At 61.0% G+C, this 21,408-nt stretch carries 18 protein-coding genes and 1 riboswitch; of the genes, 11 read left to right on the top strand and 7 right to left on the bottom strand.

Going from position 1 to position 21,408, the window contains the following annotated elements; all coding sequences use genetic code 11:
• Positions 1-88 precede the first annotated feature (88 nt).
• Positions 89-2,254 (top strand): ATP-binding protein, encoded by a 2,166-nt coding sequence (locus ACSQ83_RS03540; protein WP_436227232.1) that lies wholly within the window; start codon positions 89-91, stop codon positions 2,252-2,254.
• Between the two features lie 20 nt (positions 2,255-2,274).
• Here the strand turns inward: ACSQ83_RS03540 and ACSQ83_RS03535 are convergent, their stop codons facing one another.
• The 3 genes from ACSQ83_RS03535 to ACSQ83_RS03525 form a co-directional block, all read right to left on the bottom strand.
• Positions 2,275-2,736: a hypothetical protein gene (locus tag ACSQ83_RS03535; protein ID WP_414951914.1), complete on the bottom strand. Its 462-nt coding sequence runs from the start codon at positions 2,734-2,736 to the stop codon at positions 2,275-2,277.
• Positions 2,737-3,004: 268 nt separating this feature from the next.
• Positions 3,005-3,592: a transglycosylase SLT domain-containing protein gene (locus ACSQ83_RS03530; protein ID WP_436227231.1), complete on the bottom strand. Its 588-nt coding sequence runs from the start codon at positions 3,590-3,592 to the stop codon at positions 3,005-3,007.
• A 128-nt stretch (positions 3,593-3,720) separates the two neighbouring features.
• Complete coding sequence (locus tag ACSQ83_RS03525; RefSeq protein WP_436227230.1) at positions 3,721-5,343, bottom strand: sensor domain-containing diguanylate cyclase; 1,623 nt, start codon at positions 5,341-5,343, stop codon at positions 3,721-3,723.
• Positions 5,344-5,544: 201 nt separating this feature from the next.
• A riboswitch (yybP-ykoY riboswitch) is annotated at positions 5,545-5,724 on the top strand.
• A gap of 23 nt (positions 5,725-5,747) precedes the next feature.
• Between ACSQ83_RS03525 and mntP the strand changes: the two genes are divergently transcribed.
• On the top strand, positions 5,748-6,317 hold the full coding sequence (gene mntP / locus ACSQ83_RS03520; RefSeq protein ID WP_436227229.1) for a manganese efflux pump MntP: 570 nt from the start codon (positions 5,748-5,750) through the stop codon (positions 6,315-6,317).
• A gap of 28 nt (positions 6,318-6,345) precedes the next feature.
• Here the strand turns inward: mntP and ACSQ83_RS03515 are convergent, their stop codons facing one another.
• Complete coding sequence (locus ACSQ83_RS03515; RefSeq protein WP_436227228.1) at positions 6,346-7,287, bottom strand: LysR substrate-binding domain-containing protein; 942 nt, start codon at positions 7,285-7,287, stop codon at positions 6,346-6,348.
• Between the two features lie 155 nt (positions 7,288-7,442).
• On the opposite strand from ACSQ83_RS03515, the gene ACSQ83_RS03510 reads away from it, so the two are divergent.
• From ACSQ83_RS03510 to ACSQ83_RS03495, 4 genes are all read left to right on the top strand, one after another.
• Positions 7,443-8,501: an aromatic ring-hydroxylating dioxygenase subunit alpha gene (locus tag ACSQ83_RS03510; protein ID WP_414951919.1), complete on the top strand. Its 1,059-nt coding sequence runs from the start codon at positions 7,443-7,445 to the stop codon at positions 8,499-8,501.
• 2 nt (positions 8,502-8,503) lie between these two features.
• Complete coding sequence (locus ACSQ83_RS03505) at positions 8,504-9,607, top strand: 2Fe-2S iron-sulfur cluster-binding protein (protein WP_436227227.1); 1,104 nt, start codon at positions 8,504-8,506, stop codon at positions 9,605-9,607.
• A 49-nt stretch (positions 9,608-9,656) separates the two neighbouring features.
• Complete coding sequence (locus tag ACSQ83_RS03500; RefSeq protein WP_436227226.1) at positions 9,657-10,760, top strand: DUF2817 domain-containing protein; 1,104 nt, start codon at positions 9,657-9,659, stop codon at positions 10,758-10,760.
• A gap of 124 nt (positions 10,761-10,884) precedes the next feature.
• Complete coding sequence (locus ACSQ83_RS03495) at positions 10,885-11,670, top strand: ABC transporter substrate-binding protein (protein WP_436227225.1); 786 nt, start codon at positions 10,885-10,887, stop codon at positions 11,668-11,670.
• A 73-nt stretch (positions 11,671-11,743) separates the two neighbouring features.
• On the opposite strand, the gene ACSQ83_RS03490 is transcribed toward ACSQ83_RS03495, so the two are convergent.
• Together ACSQ83_RS03490 and ACSQ83_RS03485 are read right to left on the bottom strand one after the other, a co-directional pair.
• Entirely contained in the window at positions 11,744-12,889 is a 1,146-nt protein-coding gene (locus ACSQ83_RS03490; protein ID WP_436227224.1) for an alpha-hydroxy acid oxidase, read from the bottom strand.
• Between the two features lie 55 nt (positions 12,890-12,944).
• Positions 12,945-14,315 (bottom strand): protein kinase, encoded by a 1,371-nt coding sequence (locus ACSQ83_RS03485; protein ID WP_414951924.1) that lies wholly within the window; start codon positions 14,313-14,315, stop codon positions 12,945-12,947.
• Positions 14,316-14,537: 222 nt separating this feature from the next.
• On the opposite strand from ACSQ83_RS03485, the gene ACSQ83_RS03480 reads away from it, so the two are divergent.
• From ACSQ83_RS03480 to ACSQ83_RS03465, 4 genes are all read left to right on the top strand, one after another.
• Positions 14,538-15,959: a coniferyl aldehyde dehydrogenase gene (locus tag ACSQ83_RS03480; protein ID WP_436227223.1), complete on the top strand. Its 1,422-nt coding sequence runs from the start codon at positions 14,538-14,540 to the stop codon at positions 15,957-15,959.
• 49 nt (positions 15,960-16,008) lie between these two features.
• Positions 16,009-17,631 carry a GMC family oxidoreductase gene (locus ACSQ83_RS03475; RefSeq protein ID WP_436227222.1) on the top strand — a complete coding sequence of 541 codons (1,623 nt, stop codon included), beginning with the start codon at positions 16,009-16,011 and terminating at the stop codon, positions 17,629-17,631.
• A 143-nt stretch (positions 17,632-17,774) separates the two neighbouring features.
• Positions 17,775-18,965 carry a pyridoxal-phosphate-dependent aminotransferase family protein gene (locus tag ACSQ83_RS03470; RefSeq protein ID WP_436227221.1) on the top strand — a complete coding sequence of 397 codons (1,191 nt, stop codon included), beginning with the start codon at positions 17,775-17,777 and terminating at the stop codon, positions 18,963-18,965.
• A 116-nt stretch (positions 18,966-19,081) separates the two neighbouring features.
• Positions 19,082-19,348, top strand: a complete 267-nt coding sequence (locus ACSQ83_RS03465) for a hypothetical protein (protein WP_436227220.1) — start codon at positions 19,082-19,084, stop codon at positions 19,346-19,348.
• A 114-nt stretch (positions 19,349-19,462) separates the two neighbouring features.
• Here the strand turns inward: ACSQ83_RS03465 and ACSQ83_RS03460 are convergent, their stop codons facing one another.
• On the bottom strand, positions 19,463-20,404 hold the full coding sequence (locus ACSQ83_RS03460; RefSeq protein WP_436227219.1) for a GlxA family transcriptional regulator: 942 nt from the start codon (positions 20,402-20,404) through the stop codon (positions 19,463-19,465).
• A gap of 145 nt (positions 20,405-20,549) precedes the next feature.
• Between ACSQ83_RS03460 and ACSQ83_RS03455 the strand changes: the two genes are divergently transcribed.
• A complete protein-coding gene (locus ACSQ83_RS03455) occupies positions 20,550-21,365 on the top strand; it encodes an SDR family NAD(P)-dependent oxidoreductase (RefSeq protein WP_436227218.1) in 816 nt (271 codons plus the stop codon).
• The last annotated feature ends 43 nt before the right edge of the window (positions 21,366-21,408 follow it).

Below are 21,408 nucleotides of genomic sequence, written 5' to 3'. Positions count from 1 at the left end.
TGTTGCTTGCTAACTGCTGGCAGAACTGCCCGCCCGCAAAACTGACCAACCCCGGCGCGAGCGAGCGCAACCTTGGAGCTTTGACGCTTTGCACTCTTCGGATTCCGCCGGACTCGACTTGCCATTGCCGCTGCGCAATTTCGCCGCGACCCGGCGAATGCTGCTGGTCGTGCTGGCGGCATCGATCCTCTTTCCGATCGTGTTTTTGCTCGGCTACGGTTATTACGATTATCAGCGCCGCATGATCGAATCGAATGACATCGCCGACCGCGTCGCGCGTGTCGCCGATGAACAAGCGGTCAAGGTACTCGATCTCAACCGCGAAATCTCCACGCGTATTGTGGAAATGCTCGCCGACAGCAACGACGCCCAGATCACCGCGAACCAGAAAGCCATCCATGACCGCCTGAGCGTGATCGGCGACTCGTTTGATCAGGTGGCAGGCATCACCATCTTTGGCGTGAAAGGCGAGATGCTCGCCAGCAACCGCTATTTCCCCGTGCCGTCCGTGTCAATCGCGAATCGCGACGACTTTACTTCGGCTCGCTCCATCCGCCCGGACCCGTATTTTTCACTGCCGCTCCTTGGCAGCATCCAGCAAGAAAATGTGTTTACCACCAGCGTCGGCCGTAGTCTGAACGACGGCCACTTTGCGGGCGTCGTGTCGATCGCGCTCAAACGCGATTATTTCGCGGGTTTCTATCGCGATCTGTCGAATGGTGAACCGGGCATGAGCGTCGGCTTGTTCCGGCGCGACGGCGGCATTCTCGTGCGCGAGCCGCCGAGCCGTCCCGGCATCACCCACGCTCGCGACACGGCGTTCACCAGCGCCATGCGCAACAACGAACTATTCGGCCGCATCCGGATTCGCTCAAGCGTTGATGGTGTGGAACGCGTGGTGGCGTTTCGCCGTGCGGGGGATTACCCGCTCTATGTGACAAGCGCGATTCCGACCGATGCGATTTTCGCGGAGTGGCGCAAGCACTACTCGCTGATCGCCGTGATCACGGCGGCGCCGTGCGTCGCGGTCTGGCTGCTCGTGTTGTTTTCGTTGCACCAGCTGCGGGCGCAACAGGCCGCATGGGAGCGATGGCAGGCGGAGGTTGCCATGCGGCTTTCGGCTGAAGCATCCAGCCGGCAATTGCGGCGCATGGGCGCGCTCGGCAATCTGGTGGCGAATGTCGCGCACGATTTCAACAACTTGCTGATGGTGGTATCGGCGAATATGGAGCTCGCGCGGCGCAAGAATTTCAACGGGCTGGAACGGGAAGTCCTGGCCGTGGAGCGCGCGACCGCCGGTGCTGAAGCGCTCGCCAGACGCTTGCTCAGTGTCGCGCGCAAGCAGCCGCTCAAGCAGGAGCCGATCGACCTCGCTGTCTGGCTGCCCGCGGCGACCGGGCTGATCGAAACGGCGGCCGGCGAGAAGGTCCAGGTGAGGGTGCAGGTGTCGCCGGACATGTGGCAGGTTCGTGCGGACGCTACCGAACTTGAGTTCGCGATCATCAATATTGCCGTGAATGCCCGCGATGCAATGCCGCGCGGCGGCCGTTTCGTGATCCGCAGCCAGAACGTTCGCGTGACGGCCGACAATGTTTTACCCGACGGCGAGTACGCGCTGCTTGCTTTCACCGACAGTGGCGAGGGCATGACGGAGTTGACCGCGCGGCGCGCATTCGAACCCCTGTTCACGACCAAGCTGAGCGGCTCAGGAACGGGTTTGGGGTTGGCGCAAGTGCTGGCGGCAAGTGAGCAGGCGGGCGGCACGGCGCGCCTTGACAGCGTGCCGGGCCGTGGCACGACCGTGCGGCTTTATCTGCCCCGATACCACGTTCCGTCCACCGGGACTGCGCCGGAAGTCGCGGCTCTCACGCCAGATTCACCGGACAATGCTGCGCCAGCGCCGGTACATCCCGGTTCGATCTTGCTGGTAGAAGACAACGAGGAAGTGGCGGCGGGCGTGGCGGCGGTGCTCGCTACGTTTGGCTGCGACGTACGCCACGAACTCACCGCCGACAAAGCCTTCGACCTGCTCAGCGAAGGCAGTCGCTTTGACCTGGTGTTGTCGGATATACAAATGCCCGGCCGGCTTAACGGCATCGACCTGGCTGAGAAAGTGCGTGGCGCCTGGCCCACGCAGCGGATCGCGCTGATGACCGGTTATGCCGATGAATTCGAGCGCGCGCGCCACACCGGAGTAACGATTCTCGCGAAACCATTCAATATCGACGAGTTGCGGGAACTGGTGCTGCGTTGACTCGTTAGCTCGTCAATCTATCAACTCATCGATGCTCTGTTCAGCGCGAAAAAATCGCTGAGAACCTCAGAGATGCGCCACATGGGACAGGGACGGCGGCAATGGCCGTCGTAACCTGCTTCCTGCAACACCGCAACCGGATCTTCCGGCAGGAAATTGCTGAACGCGAGCAGCAGCGTGCCGGCGTGGCTCGGGTTATCGCTGAGTTTGCGCACGAAACCGGCGTGCTCGCCGGTCGCGAGGCGCGTATCGATCATCAATGCCTGCGGATGCCAGTCTTCAATCAGGAGCGTGAGCGCTTCCACATCCTTTACGTGCTGCGCCGCCAGCCCTTTCAACCCAAGCAGCAGCACAAACGACTCGCCGATCATGGGGTCGCGATGCGCAATCACGACCCGCTGCTCAGGCATGCGGGTGGGCAGGCGCTTGGGATGCCATAAAGCGAACTGATCGTGATCCGCTTCGAAGGGGCGTCGTGTCACGAATTCCTCGAAAATGAGGCGATCGGTTAGCCAACCGGGGACGCGTCGGGGAATCGAAAGCGGGCGGTCTGGAAGGCAACCGTATTAGGGCTTAGCCGCGGGAGCGCGACTTTACTATTCTTTGCTTGTTTAGTGCCCGATGAAAATCAGGCGTGTCCTGTATGAGGGGAGCAAAAAGCGGTCCGCGCGACGCGTGGAGGCGCGCCGAGCGAACAAGCAAGTATTAAGAAGGTATTCAGGTGCGAGGACTGCGCGCGAAAGCTGCCAATCAGTCGCCGGCTGTTTGCGCGTCGGCGTCGGTGTCAGCAGCAGTGCCGGAGCCGAATTCCGGGGCGAATGCCTTGGCTCGCAGGCTGATCTTCTCCGCGTAGGCTTTCGAGCCGCCGTAGCTCTTTAGTGCCGCGCCCACGTCGCCGCGAGCGGACTGGACATAACCGTGCAGGATCGCCGATCCGGCTTCGATATTCGCCTTCGCTTCGGTCAGGTCGATATTACGCACAAGTTGTTTGTGCGCGGCCGGCACGACCTGCATCAGCCCGGTTGCGCCATTGGAGCCGCGGGCTTTTTCCTTGAAACGGGATTCAACGGAGATGATGGCGAGGAGGAGAGCGGGAGGAAGCGAGTATTTCGAAGCTGCCGACATGACAGCGGATGAAATCTGCTCCGCTTTCGCCCGTGCGACGCCGAACTTTTCGGAGATCAGCCGGGAGACCTGGTGCGTGGCTTCGACGCTGGCGTCACTGGCCGCGGCATCTTGCTGGGCGGCCTCTGGAGCGCGTTCCTGGGCCACCGCGCCTTGCATCGGTCCTAGCGTTCCGCCTAGCGTCAGCGCAGCAAGCAAGAGGAGTCTGCTCATGGGAAGTGGCCTTGGGAGGGAAGGTCGCATTATACAGACGAGAAAAATCCTTGCAAATCATGTGTTTGCTTCGGCTGTAGAGCAAGTCTGCGCGCGTTTGCCCGAAATTTGCGGACCCGCCGGCGTGCTTAGGAACTCTCTACCGGGGCGGCCGCGTGGGCGAGCGGCCGGACGCAGTCGCGCCCTGCGGCCTTCGCTTTGTAGAGCTGCTGGTCGGCGGTGCCGAGCAACCCGTACACGCCGGCGAGACCCGGCGGCGACGCCGTCGCGCAGCCTATGCTCACGGTCACCACCCCAAGCGCGCTCGCCCGATGAGGAATTGCGCAGGCCAGCACATGCTGCCGGATCGTTTCGGCAATATGCTGCGCGCCTTCCAGGGGTGTATCGGACAGCAGCACGACGAATTCTTCGCCGCCGTAGCGCGCGGGGATATCGCCCGGACGGCGCACGGTCGTGGCAATGCTGTGCGCCACCGTGGCGAGCGCGTGGTCGCGGAGCGCGTGGCCGTAGGTGTCGTTGTAGGCCTTGAAATAATCCACGTCGATGAACAACACCGACAACGGCGTACCCGCGCGGCGCCCACGGCGCCATTCGTCGTCCATGCGTTCGTCGAAGGCGCGCCGGTTCGGCAGGCCGGTGAGCGCGTCGGTGCCGGCCAGCCGGACGAGCTCCTCCTGCGCGCGGGCGCGTTCGCGCAGCGACAGCGCAAGCAGCCACGACACCGCGACGAAACTCAAGCCCGACAGCAATGTCAACGCGCCGACGATCCGGCTGCGTTCGCGCCACGGCGCCAGTACTTCGTCCTCAGCAGGGGCCACGGCGGCGATGAACGGTGTCCCCGGCACATGCGAGAACGTGTAAAGGCGGCGCACGCCATCGACGGGAGAGGTCGCCGCGTACGACCCCGACGCGGCGTTCGTCATGCGCGAAAAAGTGGGCGAAACGGCGACGTTGCGCCCGATCACGTCGTGGCGAAAAGGCTTGCGGGCGATCATTGTGCCGTCCTGATGGACGATGAAGATCGATCCTTGGGCGCCTACGTTGAGCTTGTCCAGCAACGAGTCGAAATACGCGACGTTCAAAGCAAGCAGCGCGATGCCGGCGAACGAGCCGTCGAGTGCGTTGATCCGCCGGCTCATGCCGATGGTCGGCGTCCCGCGCAAACGCGACGCAAACGGATGCGAGAAAAACAGGCCGGTCGAGGGGCTGCGCTGCTGCGCGTAGAAATATTCGCGGTCGGCGAACGAGCCCGGCGAGAGAGGGATGTCCTTGCTTACTGCCGTGACCTTGCCGTGCGCGTCGAGCACGTAGGCGCCAGTGATGTAGGCAGCGGAGGTCGCCCGGTCGAAGAGGATCTGCCGGCGCAAGGCGGGCGGAAGTCCCATCATGGCCGGATTTTCCGCGCCTTCGACCATTGCGTTGAGCGACAGATTGTAGATTTCGACATTGCGGGCGAGGTCGCTGCTGATAATGGCGACGAGATTCGCCGATGTATCGTGGGCGTGGTCGAGCACGCCCTGGCGCCCCTGATACAACGTAACGAGCGACACGCTCGCCATCAATACCGCGGCCACGGTGCCGGCTACGCCCGCAAGCAACGGATGGTGCGACAGCGTGCTCGCCATGCCGACCGCAGTCCAGCGCGACCGGATGCGACGCTTCCTCAGAACCGTGGCGAGCGGCGCGTCAGCTTTCATCGCGGACGGCCCGTCATGCACGAGCAGCACGGGGCGCCGTGCTGCGCTGGGCACGCACGGTCAGACGACGGCATGGAGTTCGGGTTCGGCATCGTGCGGCAGATTGGATCGGGAGGTTAGTCACGTCTGACGGGCTGGCCGCATTGTATCGGCTCGAACTTTCGTTCTTGCTTTCGTTTTCGTTTCACGCAGTCAGGAAGAGTCCCTTCGCGCCGCCGGGGAAAGATTACGATTTCATTTCAATCGTGATAGTCTCCGTCCGTCTTTGGGGAGTAGCCGGCTTCCATTTACTGGAAGCGCTCATGTCAACACGCTTGGTTCGATCGAACCGTGGCATGAGCAACCGTTCAGCTTTTGGTTGGCAAGACCATCGATGCATCGGAGAGACCGGTCGGGCTCACCGCTGCATCGCATGTTCTCGCCCGACCTGAACGCCTTAACGACAACTCCACCTCTCCATGAATATCGCTTCTACTCTCCTGCTCGCCTTCGCCATGTCGACGGACGCCTTCGCCGCTGCAGTCGGCAAGGGCGCCACGCTACATCGTCCGCGGATGCGCGAAGCGCTTCGCACCGGCCTGATCTTTGGCGTGATTGAAGCCATCACGCCGCTGGTCGGCTGGGCGCTCGGCAAGGCCGCTGCGCCGTATGTGGCCTCGTGGGATCACTGGATTGCGTTTGGCTTGCTGCTCGTGCTCGGCGTACGCATGATCCGCGCGGGTCTGCGCACGCCCACGCCGGAAGTCGAGAAGCCCGATAGCCACAGTTTCTGGCTGCTGGCGATCACCGGATTCGCGACGAGTATCGACGCAATGGCAGTGGGTGCGGGACTCGCTTTCATCGATGTGAATATTCTCTCGACGGCTGCGACCATCGGACTCGCGACGCTGATCATGGTGACCTTGGGCGTGATGGTCGGACGTTTTCTCGGCAAGGCTGTTGGGCAGCGAGCGGAAATTGCGGGCGGGGTGGTTCTGGTTGTTATCGGCTCGGTGATCCTGGCCGAGCATCTTGGCTACATGAGTTGAGCGCGCTTCTATTTGTGTCAGCGAGCGCTTACCCGGCGCCAAGCATCCGGTCGTTGAGCGCTTGCTGTTCGCGGCTCTGCGTGAGAATCCATCGATGAAAAGCGCGGCAGTGCGGCTGGTCGAAACTGCTCGCTTGCCACGTCAGGAAATAAGGCGAGGGCAGCGCAACGCCGACCGGAAACGGCAACACGAGGCGGCCTGCGCTGAGGTCATCGACGATCATCGATGTCTGCGCCAGCACGAACCCATGGCCTTCAATGGCAGCTTGTATCGCAAGTCCCGACAACGAGAACACCAGGCGATTGCTGCGCACGTCCTCGGGACACTCAATGCCGTGCGTTGCAAACCATTCGCTCCACGATGGCGGCGAGGAGAATTTGGGAAACCAGTCTATCGATAGCAACGGATAAGCGAGGATCTGGTCCAGCTTGACGAGCGGTTTGGTGGTACCAAGCAACCGCGGGCTGCACACAGGCACGACACTGTCACGAAAGAGTTCGACCGTCGTGCCCGCATGATTCATCCGCTCGCCGTAGGTAATGCGGAAGTCGATCTCGGGGCCATCGGGCGACGGCTCCGAATGCGTGCCGTCCAGATACACATCCAGTTCCGGATGCGTGTTTTGCCACTCGTAGATGCGCGGTGCCAGCCACTTCGACAACAGCGAGGGCAACGCGCTCACGCTGAGGCTGCGCCTGTTCCTGACACGTTCAATCTCGGCGCCGGCCACGCGCAGGCTTTCGAACGCCGCTGCGCAGGTCTCGTGATAACGCACGCCTGCGGCCGTCAGGCGAAGGCGCTTGCCTTCTTTTGCCAGCAGCCGCATGCCCAATGAATCTTCCAAAAGCTTGATCTGCTGGCTGACCGCGCCCGGCGAAACGCCAAGCCGGCGCGCTGTCTCGACCACTCCCCCGCAACGGCCCAGGGTATCGAATACCTGCAACGCACGCAGTGGCGGAAGTGTGTCCATGGTGAGCGGCTGGGCCTAAGTCGTTTTAGAAATTCTAAACGATGCCAAAGCTTTAGCCCTCTGTTCTTTTCAATTTTGAGTTCCTAAGCTGAGTCCCAAGGGATTAGCGGGTGAGCAGTCGCAACGGCTGGCATCGGAATAGAACGGAGAGGGCAATGTTCTTAAGAAACGCGTGGTACGTGGCGGCATGGAGCAGCGAAATTGGCGACGGCCTGTGTCCAGTAACGCTGCTGGGCGAGCCAGTGGTCTTGTATCGCAAACCTGACGGCGGGGTGGCCGCGCTGGAAGATGCTTGCCCGCATCGGAAGCTGCCTTTGTCGATGGGACGCCTGCAGGACGGCCAGATTGAATGCGGTTACCACGGCCTTACATTCGATTGCTCGGGAACCTGCGTGCGGGCACCGGGCATGACGAAGGTTCCACCGGCCGCACGCGTTCGAAGCTACCCCGTTGAAGAGCGCTACGGCCTGGTCTGGATCTGGATGGGCGCGCCGGAGCAGGCGAATGCGGACACTATTTTCGCGGTCGAGGAATGGAACGATCCTGCGTGGGGCATGAACCAGGGCGATGCAATGACCGTCGCGTGCAACTATCTTTATGTGACGGACAACCTGCTTGATCCGTCGCATGTCGCGTGGGTTCATCCGTCTTCGTTCGGCAACGCGGCGTGCGAATCGGAGCCGCTGAAGACGTCGGTGACGGATGACGGCGTCGTCGTGTCGCGCTGGATGCGAGACGTGGATGTGGCGCCGTTCTATGCGCGCTTCGTGAAGTTCTCGGGACGCTGCGATCGCAAGCAGCATTACGAAGTCCGGTTTCCATCGCACGCGATTATCAAGGCCGTGTTCACACCCGCAGGCACGGGGTCCGACGAAGGCCCGCTGCACGAGCAAGTCTTCCTGATGAACTCGTACAACTTCATGACGCCAATCGATGAATCGAACACGCGCTATTTCTGGTTCCAGATGCGCAACTTCGATCAACGCGATGAAAACGTATCGCGTCAATTCAACGAGGACGTTCGTCATGCATTCGAAGAGGATCGCGTGATCCTGACCGCGGTTCATGCGGGTATGGCGAACAAACGAACGCCTAATCTCGACCTGCCGCTCGACGCCGGGCCGTTGCGCTTTCGACGCAGCCTGCAACGGCTGATCGAAGCGGAGACGCGGGCGCCCGAATCTGAACCTGCCGCGCTCGACACCGTCCGATAGTCATGCAAGAGGCAACTGAACCGCGAGCGTTCAAGCGGATGCGCATTGTTGACGTACAGCGCGAAAGCAGCGTCATCAAATCGTTCGTGCTGGAAGCGGAGGACGGTGGATTGCTGCCGGCTTTCCTGCCGGGCCACTTTGTCCAGGTGCGTATTACTGGCGCCGACGGGCAGCGCTTGCTGCGGCATTACAGCTTGTCCGGCGATCCTGCCGAACGCACTCGGTGGCGTATTTCGGTCAAGCATCAACTGGCGCCGGCAGACAGGGGCGAGCTGCCGGATGGCTTGGTGTCGGGTCATCTGCATGGGGTTGTCGAGGCAGGCGTTACGCTTGATGTTGCCGGTCCGGCCGGTGCGTTCGTACTCGATGAGCTGAGCGATCGTCCCGTTGTGTTGTTAAGCGGTGGCGTTGGCGTGACGCCGATGCTCAGCATGTTGCATCGCCTGTGTGCGACGTCGCGGCGTCGGGTCTATTTCATACACGCATGTGAAAACGGTGAGGTGCACGCGTTCCGGGATGAAGTCGTGCACCTGCAGGCGAGCAGGGAGGGCGTACAGACGCATGTCTGTTATCGCACGCCTGAACCATCGGACGTCGCTGATCAGCGCTTTCACAGCCACGGCTTGATTACGCGCGAGACCCTCCAACGCGTGTTGCCGCTCGACGACTACGACGTTTATCTGTGCGGACCTACGCACTTCATGCAGGCGAACTTCCGGTTACTTCGAAGTCTCGGTGTCGATAAAGCCCGTATCCAGCATGAGTTCTTTGGACCTTCCTCAGTGCTTGAGCTGGACGAGGTCGACGTGTCGTCATCGCCCGAACCTTCCGTTGCATTGGACGCCTCCGTGCCCGCAGTTCATTTCATGCCTTCCGGCAAGACTGTTGCATGGGATCCGTCATGTCATTCATTGCTGGACTTCGCCGAAGCCGCCGGCTTTTCGCCGCCGTTCAGTTGTCGCGCAGGATTGTGCGGGTGTTGTGCCAGTCAGTTGATAGACGGCACGGTCGAGTACTTTGAGCAACCGCTCGATGAGCCGCGCGAGGGCGAAGTGCTGTTGTGTTGTGCAAGACCATCAACTGCCATCACCCTGCAAATTGCTTAGCAAAGCGAATTAATCCGTCAGCGGCGGGTATACATTTTGGAAAGAGAACATGAACCGGCATTTCATCGAAACCCCAGGCTTTACCGCTCAGCGCGAACGTTTTCTTGAAGCCGCGCGGGCTGCTGGCGCTGAACTCACGGACTTCGAGCATCCGTTGCGCGGTCCCCGCCGTGAGTTGCTTGCTACCGACGTAGCCGTGATCGGCGATCCGCTTGCGCCCAAGCGGTTTATCGTCGTCTCCGGCACGCATGGCATTGAAGGCTATTACGGTTCCGAAGCGCAGATCGCATTGCTTCACTCCTTGCAAAAACGGGCGCTACCGGCGGACGTCTGCTTGGTCATGGTGCATCTGATCAATCCTTGGGGCACGGCCTGGTTTCGTCGGGTCAATGAAGACAACGTCGACCTTAACCGGAACTACATCGCGTTTAACGAGCCGCTGCCCGACAACGCACGCTATGAGGATTTTCATACCCTCTATTTGTGCCGCGACCTTGACGGTCCCGCTCGCCGCCGTGCCGACGAACGGCTCGCCGAAGAAATCGAAAGACTAGGTCGCGGCACGGTAATGAGCATTGTGGAGGCTGGGCAGTACGCGCATGCCGACGGCATCTTCTTCGGCGGTCAGCACGCCACCTGGAGCAACCAGACCCTGCGCGCCATCGCGAAGCGTTTTATGGAGGGTGCACGGACAGCAATGTGTTTCGATTTGCATACCGGGGCAGGGGCGTTCGGTCATGCCATGTTGATGGCGGTCGCGCAGGAAAGTTACCCCGCACTCGCCAGGTCGCAGTCGGTTTTCGGCCCGTGGCTCTACACGGTCATCACCGGACCTGCTGCAACAACCGATTCAGGAATCGCGGCGACGGCGACCGGCTACACGTCACAGGCGCTGCTCGATTCACTGCCCGGCACGGACTTGATGCAATTGGTTATCGAATGCGGGACCTATGACGGCGACCGTGGACATCGCGCGCTAAGGGACGATCACTGGCTGCATTTATACGGCGATCCTGAAGACGAAACGGGGCGCCGGATCAAGACGGCGCTGGCGGAACATTTCTATCCCGCGGATCGGGATTGGCGCGAACTCACCCAGCTACGCACGCGGCAGATCTTTGAGCGTGGGCTGCTCGCTTTGCAGACAGCCTAGCTGACCACGGCATGCATCGAATCTACGTACAGCTATATCGCACAACCCGCTTTACAGGCGGTCTTATCAACCGTAGCCGGCAACGCATTCAACGATGCGGCTATTCAGTCGAACGAGAGCATTCATGAAAAAAGCACTGGCTGGTATGGCGGCAGGGTTGGCGATGTCACTCGCCGCGTTCTGCGTGCAAGCGAAAGACGCAGGCGAGCTTCGATTTGGCGTGGACCCGACCTATGCACCGTTTGAATCGAAGGCGCCGTCGGGGCAACTGGTCGGCTTCGAGATCGACCTGGGCAACGAAATCTGCAAGCGGCTCGATGTCAAATGCGTGTGGGTTGAAACAGGTTTCGACGGCATCATCCCGGCGCTTCAAGGCCGCAAGTTCGATGCCATTTTGTCGGCTATGTCGATCACCCCGAAGCGCGAGGAACAGGTGGCGTTTTCAGTGCCGTTGTTCGATACGCCCAGCCGGTTGATCGGGAAAGAGGGCGCGGATATCAAGCCGACGGTGGCATCGTTGACGGGCAAGAAAGTCGGGGTTGCGCAAGGCTCCACGCAAGAGGCTTACGCGAAAGTGCACTGGGCGCCGTCCGGGATCGATGTGGTGTCGTATGCGAATCAGGAGCAGGTGGTCACGGACCTGCTGGCCGGGCCTATTGACGTCACCCTGACGGACATGATTGCCGGCAGCGAGGGGTTTCTCAAGACACCGCGAGGCAAGGGTTTTGCGTTTGTCGGAGACCCCGTGAATGACGCGAAGACCTTGGGTAAGGGTGCAGGCATTGGCGTACGCAAGGACGATACTGCGCTGCGCACGAAACTCGATCACGCTATCGATTCGATGATGAAAGACGGAACGTATAAAAAGATCGAGAGTCGCTACTTTGACTTCGATATTTCGGGAAGTTGAACACGGTTGATGGGAGCGTCCAGCGGCTGGTTATCCGCCGGACGCCAACACGAATTGATAATCGCACCCGGTTTCAAAAGGTCCCGGGCAGCAGGATCTGATCGTCCACACGCCGGATGTCGGTGTGCCCGCAAAAGGCCATGGTGATGTCGAGCTCCTTGTGGATGACCTGCAAGCATCGCTCGACACCGGCCTCACCCATTGCGCCCAGCCCATATAGGAAACTGCGGCCGATCAGCGTGCCCTTCGCACCAAGCGCCACGGCTTTCAGCACGTCCTGTCCGCTGCGGATGCCACCATCGACCCACACTTCAATTCGATTTCCGACTTCGCTCGCAATCGCGGGTAGTGCGGAGATGGACGATGGCGCGCCGTCGAGCTGACGGCCGCCATGGTTCGAGACGATCATTGCGTCGGCCCCGCTGTCGGCGGCAAGACGCGCGTCTTCCACATCCATGATGCCCTTCAGGATGAGCTTGCCGCCCCACAGCTTCTTGACCCACTCGACATCTGCCCAGCTCAAGCCCGGATCGAATTGTTCGGCGGTCCACGAACTCAGCGATGAGAGATCACCCACCCCCTTTGCATGACCGACGATGTTCCCAAAACTGCGCCGCTTGGTGCCGAGCATGCCGAGACACCAGCGTGGTTTTGTTGCGAGATTCATGAGGTTCGGCAAGGTTAGCTTGGGCGGCGCCGACAGCCCGTTCTTGATGTCCTTGTGGCGCTGACCGAGGATCTGCAAGTCGAGCGTGAGCATCAACGCGCTGCACTTGGCGGCGCGTGCGCGCTCGATCAGCCGCACGATGAAATCGCGGTCGCGCATCATGTAAAGCTGGAACCAGAATGGTTTTGTGGTGTGCGCCGCTACGTCCTCGATCGAGCAGATGCTCATGGTGGACAAGGTGAACGGGACACCGAATTTTTCCGCCGCACGCGCGGCCAGGATCTCGCCGTCGGCATGTTGCATGCCGGTCAATCCCGTCGGGGCAAGCGCTACCGGCATGGCGACTTCCTGACCGACCATTTCCGTGCGTGTGCTGCGGCCCGCCATGTTGACCGCTACGCGCTGACGCAGCTTGATGAGGTGGAAGTCGCTTTCATTGGCCCGGTAGGTGCTCTCGGTCCACGAGCCGCTATCGGCGTAATCGTAGAACATGCGCGGGACGCGCCGTTGCGCGAGCACGCGCAAATCCTCGATGCAGGTAATCACTGGCACGTTTCTCTCTCGCTACGGGAACGGGAGGATGAGTATACGGTTAACGCGCCTGAATTTAAGCTGAAGTTGCCTCGCTCCGATGCGAATCCCTCTGTGCAGACAGGGTATTTACCATGTCGTCGAACAGGGGCCGCTCGCTTGGTTGTTCGCTTAGGCAGCTATCTTTTAGTTTGACGAGCATCGCCATGCTGCTTTGCGTGGACCCTTGGACATTGCATCGATCGATCAATTCTTCGAGCAGGCAACCAAGGGCTCTTACTTCCAGACGCTGGAGTGCGGGGGCCAGCGTTTTATTGTCGGCAGCGTAGAAAGAGGCGGCGCCAAAATCTCCCATTAGCGCGTAGCCCTGAGCGCCGAGCAGAATGTTGTGAGCGTAAAGGTCGCCATGCATGATCCCTTGCCGATGCAAATGCGCCGCCGCCGATGCAATTCCATGCGCGATGTTTAACACCGAAGTCAGGTCGAAGCGGGTATCGGCGTCATAGATATCGCGCGTGCAGGAAGCGAGGCTTGGCGGCCCGGCAAGGTTCCTGAGTTGCGGGTCGATCAGCTCCATCACGAGGCCATCGACGCCAGTGGGATGGTCCTTGATTTTGCCGAGCACCGGAATCAAATTAGGATGTGCGCCCGCAGCAATGCACGCTGCCATCTCACAGTGAGGCAGGCCGTCGCTTGTGACCGCGCCCTTGAATAGTTTGACGGCGACGGGCCGGGTTTTGTCGCTGATTTCCGGGTACATCACACGATGTTCCGCGCGATAAATTATCCCCGATGCCCCCTCGCCGAGCCGATGCTGCAGGTCCAGCGCCTGCCATGCAATATTAGCGACGTGCGTGTTCGCCATCGCGCTGGTTTCCATTTCGTCATTGAATGGATTCCCCGCATAGGCCAACCACGACAGCCGGGGCAAAGACGCTAACCATACCGGCAGCTCGCCAAGCCGATTTGCTGCCAGCCGGATCAATTCGAGCCGAGAGCATGCTGCCAACTCGACAGGCAATTCGCGTAACCGGTTGCCGGCCAACAGCAGTTTTTGTAGCTGAGTGCAGTTGCCGATCTCAGGCGGCAGCGCTTCGATTTCGTTATCGGTCAGGGTCAGCCAGCGAAGTTTGGGCGGTAACGAAGCGCCTGATACCGTGCGGATACGGTTCGCCTTGAACCCCACCATGCTCAATTGCGCGCACTGTCCGAGGACGTCGGGCAGTTCTGTGAACGGGTTGTCCGAGCAGAAAATAGTGTGCAGATTCTTCAGGCGCGGCAGGTCGTCGGGCAGCGATGAAAGCGCATTGCCGGACAAGTCGAGAATTTCGAGCGTATCGGCGAGATCGAATATCTCGCGCGGAAATTCGGTCAAGCCGCAAGCTAGCGTCAGTCGATGGATACCGGCTAACTGTCCGGCGCGAAGTTGTTCGAGTGTGCTTGTCACAATGGCGGGAATATCCAGGATGGGCGGCAGGTCGGCATGGCCCGTTCGGAACGATTTTACTAAGTATTTTTGGCAAGCGCGTAGTGAGCCACCTTCGAGCAGCGGAGCGCCTTCTGCACAGTGAATAGCGTGTCCTTTACATTCAGCCGTCGGCACACAGGAGCTGCCTGATCGCCGGCCAAGCGCGTAAGCTAGCGCCATTCCACACACAGGAAACAGACCATGCAGGTCAGCTCGCCTTCTTTCCTGGAAGCACGCTTCGAGGCGCAACGTCAGGCATTCGCGGCGGAATCCAATCCGCCGCTGTCCGTTCGCATGGACCGGCTGAACCGGCTGCTTGCGTTGACGGAGAATCATGAAAGTGACTTCGTACGCGCGATCGATGCCGACTTCGCGGGCCGGTCCGCTCATGAAACGCGGCTCGCCGAGTTGTTCGTCGTGCGCGCCGGCATCCGCCACGCGCGCAAACACCTGAAGCACTGGATGAGTCCGCAGCGTGTCGTGACCGGCCTGCACTTTCGGCCCGGCTATAACCGCCTTTTAAGGCAGCCGCTGGGTGTGGTCGGCATCGTATCGCCATGGAACTACCCCATTCAATTATCGTTGGGACCCGCGCTCGCGGCTCTCGCCGCTGGTAACCGGGTGCTTCTCAAACCGTCCGAACTGACCCCTCGCTTCTGCGAGTTGCTGGACCACTTGGTTAGCGCTTCGTTTGCGCCGGATGAGATGAGCGTGGTGAACGGCGGCGTGGACGTGGCGCGGGCATTTGCCGGGCTGCCATTCGATCACATGTTCTTTACCGGATCGACCCAGGTCGGCCGCCAGGTCGCCCAAGCCGCGGCAGCGAATCTGACGCCGGTGACGCTGGAACTCGGCGGAAAATCGCCTGCCATACTCGACGCCTCCTGCGACTTTGCCGCTGCCGTTGCAAGCATTGCCTACGGCAAATTCCTGAACGCCGGACAGACCTGCATTGCGCCAGACTATCTCCTCGTGCCAACGGGCATGGCTGACAGCATCGCCGATCAACTCAAGGCAGCCATCACGCGTCTTTACCCTACGCTGGTCTCGAATCCGGACTACACGGCGATCATCAGCACGCGGCATCGCGAGCGGCTGATGACGATCCTGCAAGAAGCGCGTGACAGCGGTGCGCGCATTGTGGAAGTCAATGCGGCCCGTGAACGTTTCGATGAGAACACGCGCAAATTTCCACCAACACTGGTGGTCGGTGCGCCCGCAAGCACGCGTCTGATGCGCGAGGAAATCTTTGGGCCGCTGCTGCCTATTATCGAATACGACGGACTTGACGCAGCCATTGCCATGGTCAACCGGGGCGACCGGCCGCTCGCACTTTATTGGTTCGGACGGAGCGTCGCCAATCGTGACCGGGTGCTGAATGAAACGATATCCGGCGGCGTCACGATCAACGACTGTCTGTGGCATCTGGCGCAGGAAGCGCAGCCGTTCGGCGGAGTTGGCGCGAGCGGCATGGGCGCTTATCACGGCGAATGGGGCTTTCGTACCTTCAGCAATGAGAGACCCGTTTTCTACCAAGCCCGCTTGAATGGCACCCGTCTTTTTCATCCACCTTATGGCAAGACCTTCAACCTGGTTCTGTGGCTGATCAAGCGTATTGCGTGAACAACACGCCAGCGGTGCGGCGCGCGCCGACACTCTGGCAGGAGACAGAATGAGCGACCTTTTCGATTTCGTTGTGATCGGCGCGGGCTCGGCTGGTTGTGTCATCGCAGGGCGGCTGACCGAAGATCCCGCGGTCACGGTTTGCATTCTTGAGGCGGGAGGACGTGGTGACAGCGCGCTGGTAAATACTCCGGCGGCCGCCGTCGCCATGTTGCCGACGCGGATCAACAACTGGGCGTTCGAAACCGTGCCGCAGGCAGGACTCAATGGACGCAAGGGCTATCAGCCGCGTGGCAAGGCTCTGGGGGGATCGTCCGCCATCAACGCAATGGTCTATACGCGCGGACATCGTTCGGACTACGATCATTGGGCGTCGCTCGGCAATGACGGCTGGTCATATGAGGACGTGCTTCCGTACTTCCTGCGCAGCGAGCATAACGAGCGGTTCACCAACGAATGGCATGGCCGGGATGGGCCGCTTTGGGTCAGCGACTTGCGTACGGACAACCCGTTTCAAGAACGGTACCTCGAAGCCGCGCGACAGACGGGCTTGCCCGTGACCGACGACTTCAACGGTGCCGAGCAGGAGGGGGTAGGGATCTATCAGGTGACCCAAAAGAATGGCGAACGATGGAGCGCCGCGCGCGCCTATTTACTGCCGCATATGACGGCGCGCAAGAACCTTTCGGTCGAGACTCATGCTCACGCGCAGCGGATCATTTTCGAAGGCTCGCGTGCCGTTGGCGTTGAGGTAACGATGGGCGGCAAGAAGCGCGTTATTCGCGCGCGCCGCGAGGTGATCGTGGCGGCAGGCGCGTTACAGACGCCGCAACTGCTGATGCTCTCCGGCGTGGGCGATGCGCAGGCGCTCGACAAGCTCGGAATTCCGGTCGTGCATCATTCGCCCGGCGTGGGCAAGAACCTGCAGGATCATCCTGACTTTATCTTCGGCTACCGGACTCGCAGCCTCGACACGCTGGGCATATCGGTGCGCGGCAGCGTGCGTTTAGTGCAGGAAATCATGCGCTTTCGCCGTTCCCGCCGTGGGGCGCTGACGTCCAATTATGCCGAGGGCGGCGCGTTCCTCAAGACGCGACCCGACCTGGCCATGCCCGACATCCAGCTTCATTTCGTCGTGGCGCTGGCCGATAACCATGTTCGTACGCTGCACCTCGGCCATGGGTTGTCGTGCCATGTGTGTTTGCTAAGGCCGCGAAGCCGCGGGGAAGTGACGCTTGCGAGCAAGGACGCTCACGATGCTCCTCGCATCGATCCGGCGTTCTTCAGGGACCCTCGCGATCTCGACGACATGGTGGACGGATTCAAGCTCGCGCAACGGCTGATGCGCGCGCCTGCTCTTACCGAATGGATCACGAAGGACTTGTTCACCGCGAACGTGAACACCGATGATCAGATTCGCGATGCGTTGAAACAGCGCGTCGATACCGTCTATCACCCCGCTGGAACTTGCCGGATGGGACAAGATCCGCTAGCGGTAGTGGATGCGCAACTCTGCGTGCGAGGTCTGCAGGGCCTGCGTGTTGTCGATGCGTCGGTGATGCCGACGCTGATTGGCGGCAACACGAACGCGGCGATCATCATGATTGCCGAAAAGGCCGTGGACATGATCAAGGGTGTACCACGCGCGCGCCTGCAGCGTTCACCCGCTTAGCACATGCGAGAGTGCATCCTCCTTGACAGCCCTGTAGAATCTTTTGGCCAACAACTAGCCGGGGTTGCAATGAAACTGACTGACCACAAAGCTCAAGCGCGCTCAAACTCCAGCGTCAATCACTCGTTTCGAAACATCATCGCATGAACGACTCCACACGTTTGCCCGGTCATCGCTTCCTGCATTCGCCGGGCCCTAGCCGCGTGCCGGATGAAGTCCTCCACGCCATGAGCCGTCAGCCGATGGACCTCGCTGACCCGCGACTGGATCGCTGTATTGCCGCGTGTGAAACGGGCTTGAAACGCGTGCTGCAGACCGAGCAAGCGGATGTTTTCTTCTATGCCGCGAACGGGCACGGCGCGTGGGAGGCGGTCATTGCCAACGTGGTTGCGCCGGGTCAGGCGGTGCTGGTGGCAGGCACAGGTCACTTCTCGGAATCGTGGGCGGTGCAGACCGAGGCAATGGGCGGCCGCGTGATTCGTACCCCATGGGTTCAGGGGCGTCCGATCGATCCCGCCGATATCGAAACCGTGCTGCGTGAAGACGCGAAGCGCGAGATCGTGGCGGTCTTCATCGTTCACACCGATACCGCCAGCGGCATCACGAATGATCTGCCGGCCATGCGGGCGGCGATCGACCGGGCCGATCACCCGGCGCTGCTCGTGGTCGACGTGGTTGCATCGCTCGCAGCCGCGCCTTTCGCAATGGATGCAACCGGCATCAACGTGGTCCTGGGCGCCAGTCAGAAGGCGTTGATGGTGCCGCCGGGACTCGCGTTCGTCGCGGCCGATGCAACCGCCATGGAAGTCTCGCGCCGCAATGCCACGCCGCGTTTCTACTGGGACTGGGAGCGGCGCAAAAGCGCGCTGTCGTATCGCAAGTTTTGCGGCACGCCGCCGCAAAGCCTGATCGCAGGACTGGAGGCATCGCTTGGGCTGATCTTCCGCGAAGGCTTGCCGCAAGTGCTGGAACGTCATCGGCGAATTGCTGAGGCGGTGCAGGCGGCCGTGGAGTGCTGGAGCGAGTCGGGCGCATTGCGCTTTTTCTGCGCGGTGCCGTCGGCGCGCTCGGTGTCGGTGACGACTATCGAGGTGAGCGAGGGTATCGATCCGGAAGCAATCCGCAGCGTCGCACGCGAACGCTTCGAAGTCGCGATTGCGGGCGGTCTGGGGCCGCTCGCGGGACGCGCATTTCGCATTGGCCATCTCGGCGACATCAACTCCGCGATGATCCTCGGGTGTCTCGGGGGCGTCGAAGCCGCGATGACCGTGCAGGGTGTTCCGTTCGGCCGCGGCGGCGTGGAGCGAGCGATTGCACGTCTGGCGATGGCCTGAAGCCATCGCCCGGAACAGAGCTTTCCCGAGAAAAGAATTGAGCCAAGTGTGTTCTTCCGAACCGCCAAGGGTGCGCCGCGTTGCTATAAAACGAGGGCGAACTTGGGGAGAACACCATGACAGAAGAACAAGCGCGCGGCATTCTTGCCGCAAAAGCGGCTGCACGCGAGTATGTGCTTCGACGGCTTGTTGAAGACAAGACCTGGGAACGCCGGACCAGCTCCGCCACGACCGCAACCATCGTCCGCGATAGTTTCGACGGCCTCGTCAGACTCACCAACGCTCAATTGGCGAAGGCTGCCGAGGACGCGGGAATTTCGGATGGTGACCAGCAGATCATGAGCATGACGACTGTGCTCGCGCAGTTGGCGCCGGCCGCATAACGTCGGCCCGAGCGGCGGCGATGGCGTCACCTGTTGTTGATTCAGCAAATGCTTGCATAGCTCCTTAACGCGAGCTTGATCCATTCGCCGCGCAAAACAAAACCGGCTCCTCCGTCAAACCAGCTGCGATTCCGTCATCCGCTGCATGGCTTGCGGTGACTGTCCGAAGGCGCGCAGAAATGCACGCCGCATCCGTTCACGATCGCCGAAGCCACTCTCGCGTGCGACGACATCGACTGAATGCCGGCCCGCTTCCATCATCAGGCGGGCAGCCTCCACGCGTAGATTTTCGATGGCCCTGGCAGGCGATTGTCCGGTCTCGTCGGTGAACACCCGGCTGAATTGACGCGGGCTGAGATGAGCGACTTCGGCCAGTTCTTCTATCGACAGCTTCGCCGTCAGGTTGGACTTTGCATAAGCCAGCGCGGTCTGAACGCGATCCGATTTCGCGTCGAGTTCGAGCAGCGCCGAGTACTGCGACTGGCCGCCGGCGCGCCGATGATAGACCACCATTTTTTTCGCCACGAGCCGCGCCGTGTCGGTGCCCAGGTCTTTCTCGACGAGCGCCAGCGCAAGGTCAATGCCGGCACTCGCGCCGGCGGACGTCCAGATCGGGCCATCGACAATGAAAATCCGGTCCTCTTCCATCTTGACCTGCGGATACGCGCGCTGAAGCGCCCGCGCGTAAAACCAGTGCGTGGTAGCACGGCGGCCGTCCAGCAAGCCCGCCTCGGCCAGCACGAACGCGCCTGTGCAGGTCGCCGCGATGCGTTGCGACGTCTTCAGCGCGTCGCGAAGAAATGCCGACACGCCGGCCGAATGCGGCGTGCCCAGGTTGTCGCCAGTGACGATCAGGGTGTGGAATGCGCTGCCCTGGAAACTGGCTGTGTCGATGCCGAAGCCCAGCGACGAGCGCACGGAGCCGCCATGTTCCGACAGCAGCTTCACCTCGTACGCGGGTTGTGCGACGGTTGCGTTGGCAAATTCGAACACGGTCGAGACCGCCAGCCCCAGCACCTGAAAGTCAGGATAAACAATGATTCCGATCGTTTTCACGTGCCTCCCGTGCGCCGGGAAAGGGATCCCGGCCGATGTCCTAAAAAGTTGCATCTATGTCATTGATGACATGATCGCACACTTCTACTATTCCGTTCACACACCGGCCCTACCGCCGGAACCCCTGAAAAACTGGAGAACGGAAATGAGCAATGTAGTGAACAAAGGCACGGCCTTGGTAACGGGCGCTTCGAGCGGAATTGGCGCTATCTACGCGAAGCGGCTTGCCGAACGGGGATACGACGTCATCCTGGTGGCACGCAATCGCGACCGCCTGACCGAATTGGCATCGACGCTGACAACGTCCACGGGACGCAATTTCGAGGTTGTCGTCGCGGATTTGGGAACGCCCGAAGGCGTGCGCAAAGTTGAAGACGTGCTGCGCAACGACGCCAGCATCACGATGCTCGTGAACAATGCCGGCGTGGGCGCGACCGCTCCGCTCGTGGACTCCGACATCGACAAGATGGACGCGATGATCACGCTCAACGTGGTCGCGCTCACGCATTTGACGAAGGCGGTCGTGCCGGGTTTTGTCGCGCGTGGCGGCGGAACGATCGTGAACATTTCATCGATCGTCGCCGTGTCGCCGGAGATACTGAACGGTGTGTACGGCGGCAGCAAGGCGTTCGTGCTTGCGTTCTCCCAGTCGCTGCATCATGAACTTGGCGCGAAGGGCGTGCGGGTCCAGGCAGTGTTGCCGGGCGCAACCAGCACGGAGTTCTGGGACATCGCGGGTACGCCGGTGAGGTATTTGCCGGAAAGTATCGTGATGACGTCGCAGGACTTGGTGGACGCGGCGCTCGCGGGTCTTGACCAAGGCGAGCTGGTCACGATCCCCTCGCTGCCGGAAGCGGCTGACTGGAACGCGTTCGAGGCGGCTCGGCAGACGTTGATACCTAACCTTTCACATCGGGCGCCGGCAGCACGTTATGGCGTGACGAGCAGCACGCAGAAGTAAGCAGCAATAAGCGATCGTGTAGTGAGTGGCTCAATGCCGGCGC

The organism is Caballeronia sp. LjRoot29 (assembly GCF_964252755.1).
Classification (GTDB): domain Bacteria; phylum Pseudomonadota; class Gammaproteobacteria; order Burkholderiales; family Burkholderiaceae; genus Caballeronia.
Note: the sequence above shows the minus strand (reverse complement) of the source record. Positions and strands in the feature narration are given on the sequence as shown.

What these genes read in the sequence shown, in the direction of transcription:
- ACSQ83_RS03530 (WP_436227231.1), bottom strand. Translation starts at nt 3,592, where the DNA reads ATGAGCAGACTCCTCTTGCTTGCTGCGCTGACGCTAGGCGGAACGCTA.
- mntP (WP_436227229.1), top strand. Translation starts at nt 5,748, where the DNA reads ATGAATATCGCTTCTACTCTCCTGCTCGCCTTCGCCATGTCGACGGAC.
- ACSQ83_RS03515 (WP_436227228.1), bottom strand. Translation starts at nt 7,287, where the DNA reads ATGGACACACTTCCGCCACTGCGTGCGTTGCAGGTATTCGATACCCTG.
- ACSQ83_RS03510 (WP_414951919.1), top strand. Translation starts at nt 7,443, where the DNA reads ATGTTCTTAAGAAACGCGTGGTACGTGGCGGCATGGAGCAGCGAAATT.
- ACSQ83_RS03505 (WP_436227227.1), top strand. Translation starts at nt 8,504, where the DNA reads ATGCAAGAGGCAACTGAACCGCGAGCGTTCAAGCGGATGCGCATTGTT.
- ACSQ83_RS03500 (WP_436227226.1), top strand. Translation starts at nt 9,657, where the DNA reads ATGAACCGGCATTTCATCGAAACCCCAGGCTTTACCGCTCAGCGCGAA.
- ACSQ83_RS03495 (WP_436227225.1), top strand. Translation starts at nt 10,885, where the DNA reads ATGAAAAAAGCACTGGCTGGTATGGCGGCAGGGTTGGCGATGTCACTC.
- ACSQ83_RS03480 (WP_436227223.1), top strand. Translation starts at nt 14,538, where the DNA reads ATGCAGGTCAGCTCGCCTTCTTTCCTGGAAGCACGCTTCGAGGCGCAA.
- ACSQ83_RS03475 (WP_436227222.1), top strand. Translation starts at nt 16,009, where the DNA reads ATGAGCGACCTTTTCGATTTCGTTGTGATCGGCGCGGGCTCGGCTGGT.
- ACSQ83_RS03470 (WP_436227221.1), top strand. Translation starts at nt 17,775, where the DNA reads ATGAACGACTCCACACGTTTGCCCGGTCATCGCTTCCTGCATTCGCCG.
- ACSQ83_RS03465 (WP_436227220.1), top strand. Translation starts at nt 19,082, where the DNA reads ATGACAGAAGAACAAGCGCGCGGCATTCTTGCCGCAAAAGCGGCTGCA.
- ACSQ83_RS03455 (WP_436227218.1), top strand. Translation starts at nt 20,550, where the DNA reads ATGAGCAATGTAGTGAACAAAGGCACGGCCTTGGTAACGGGCGCTTCG.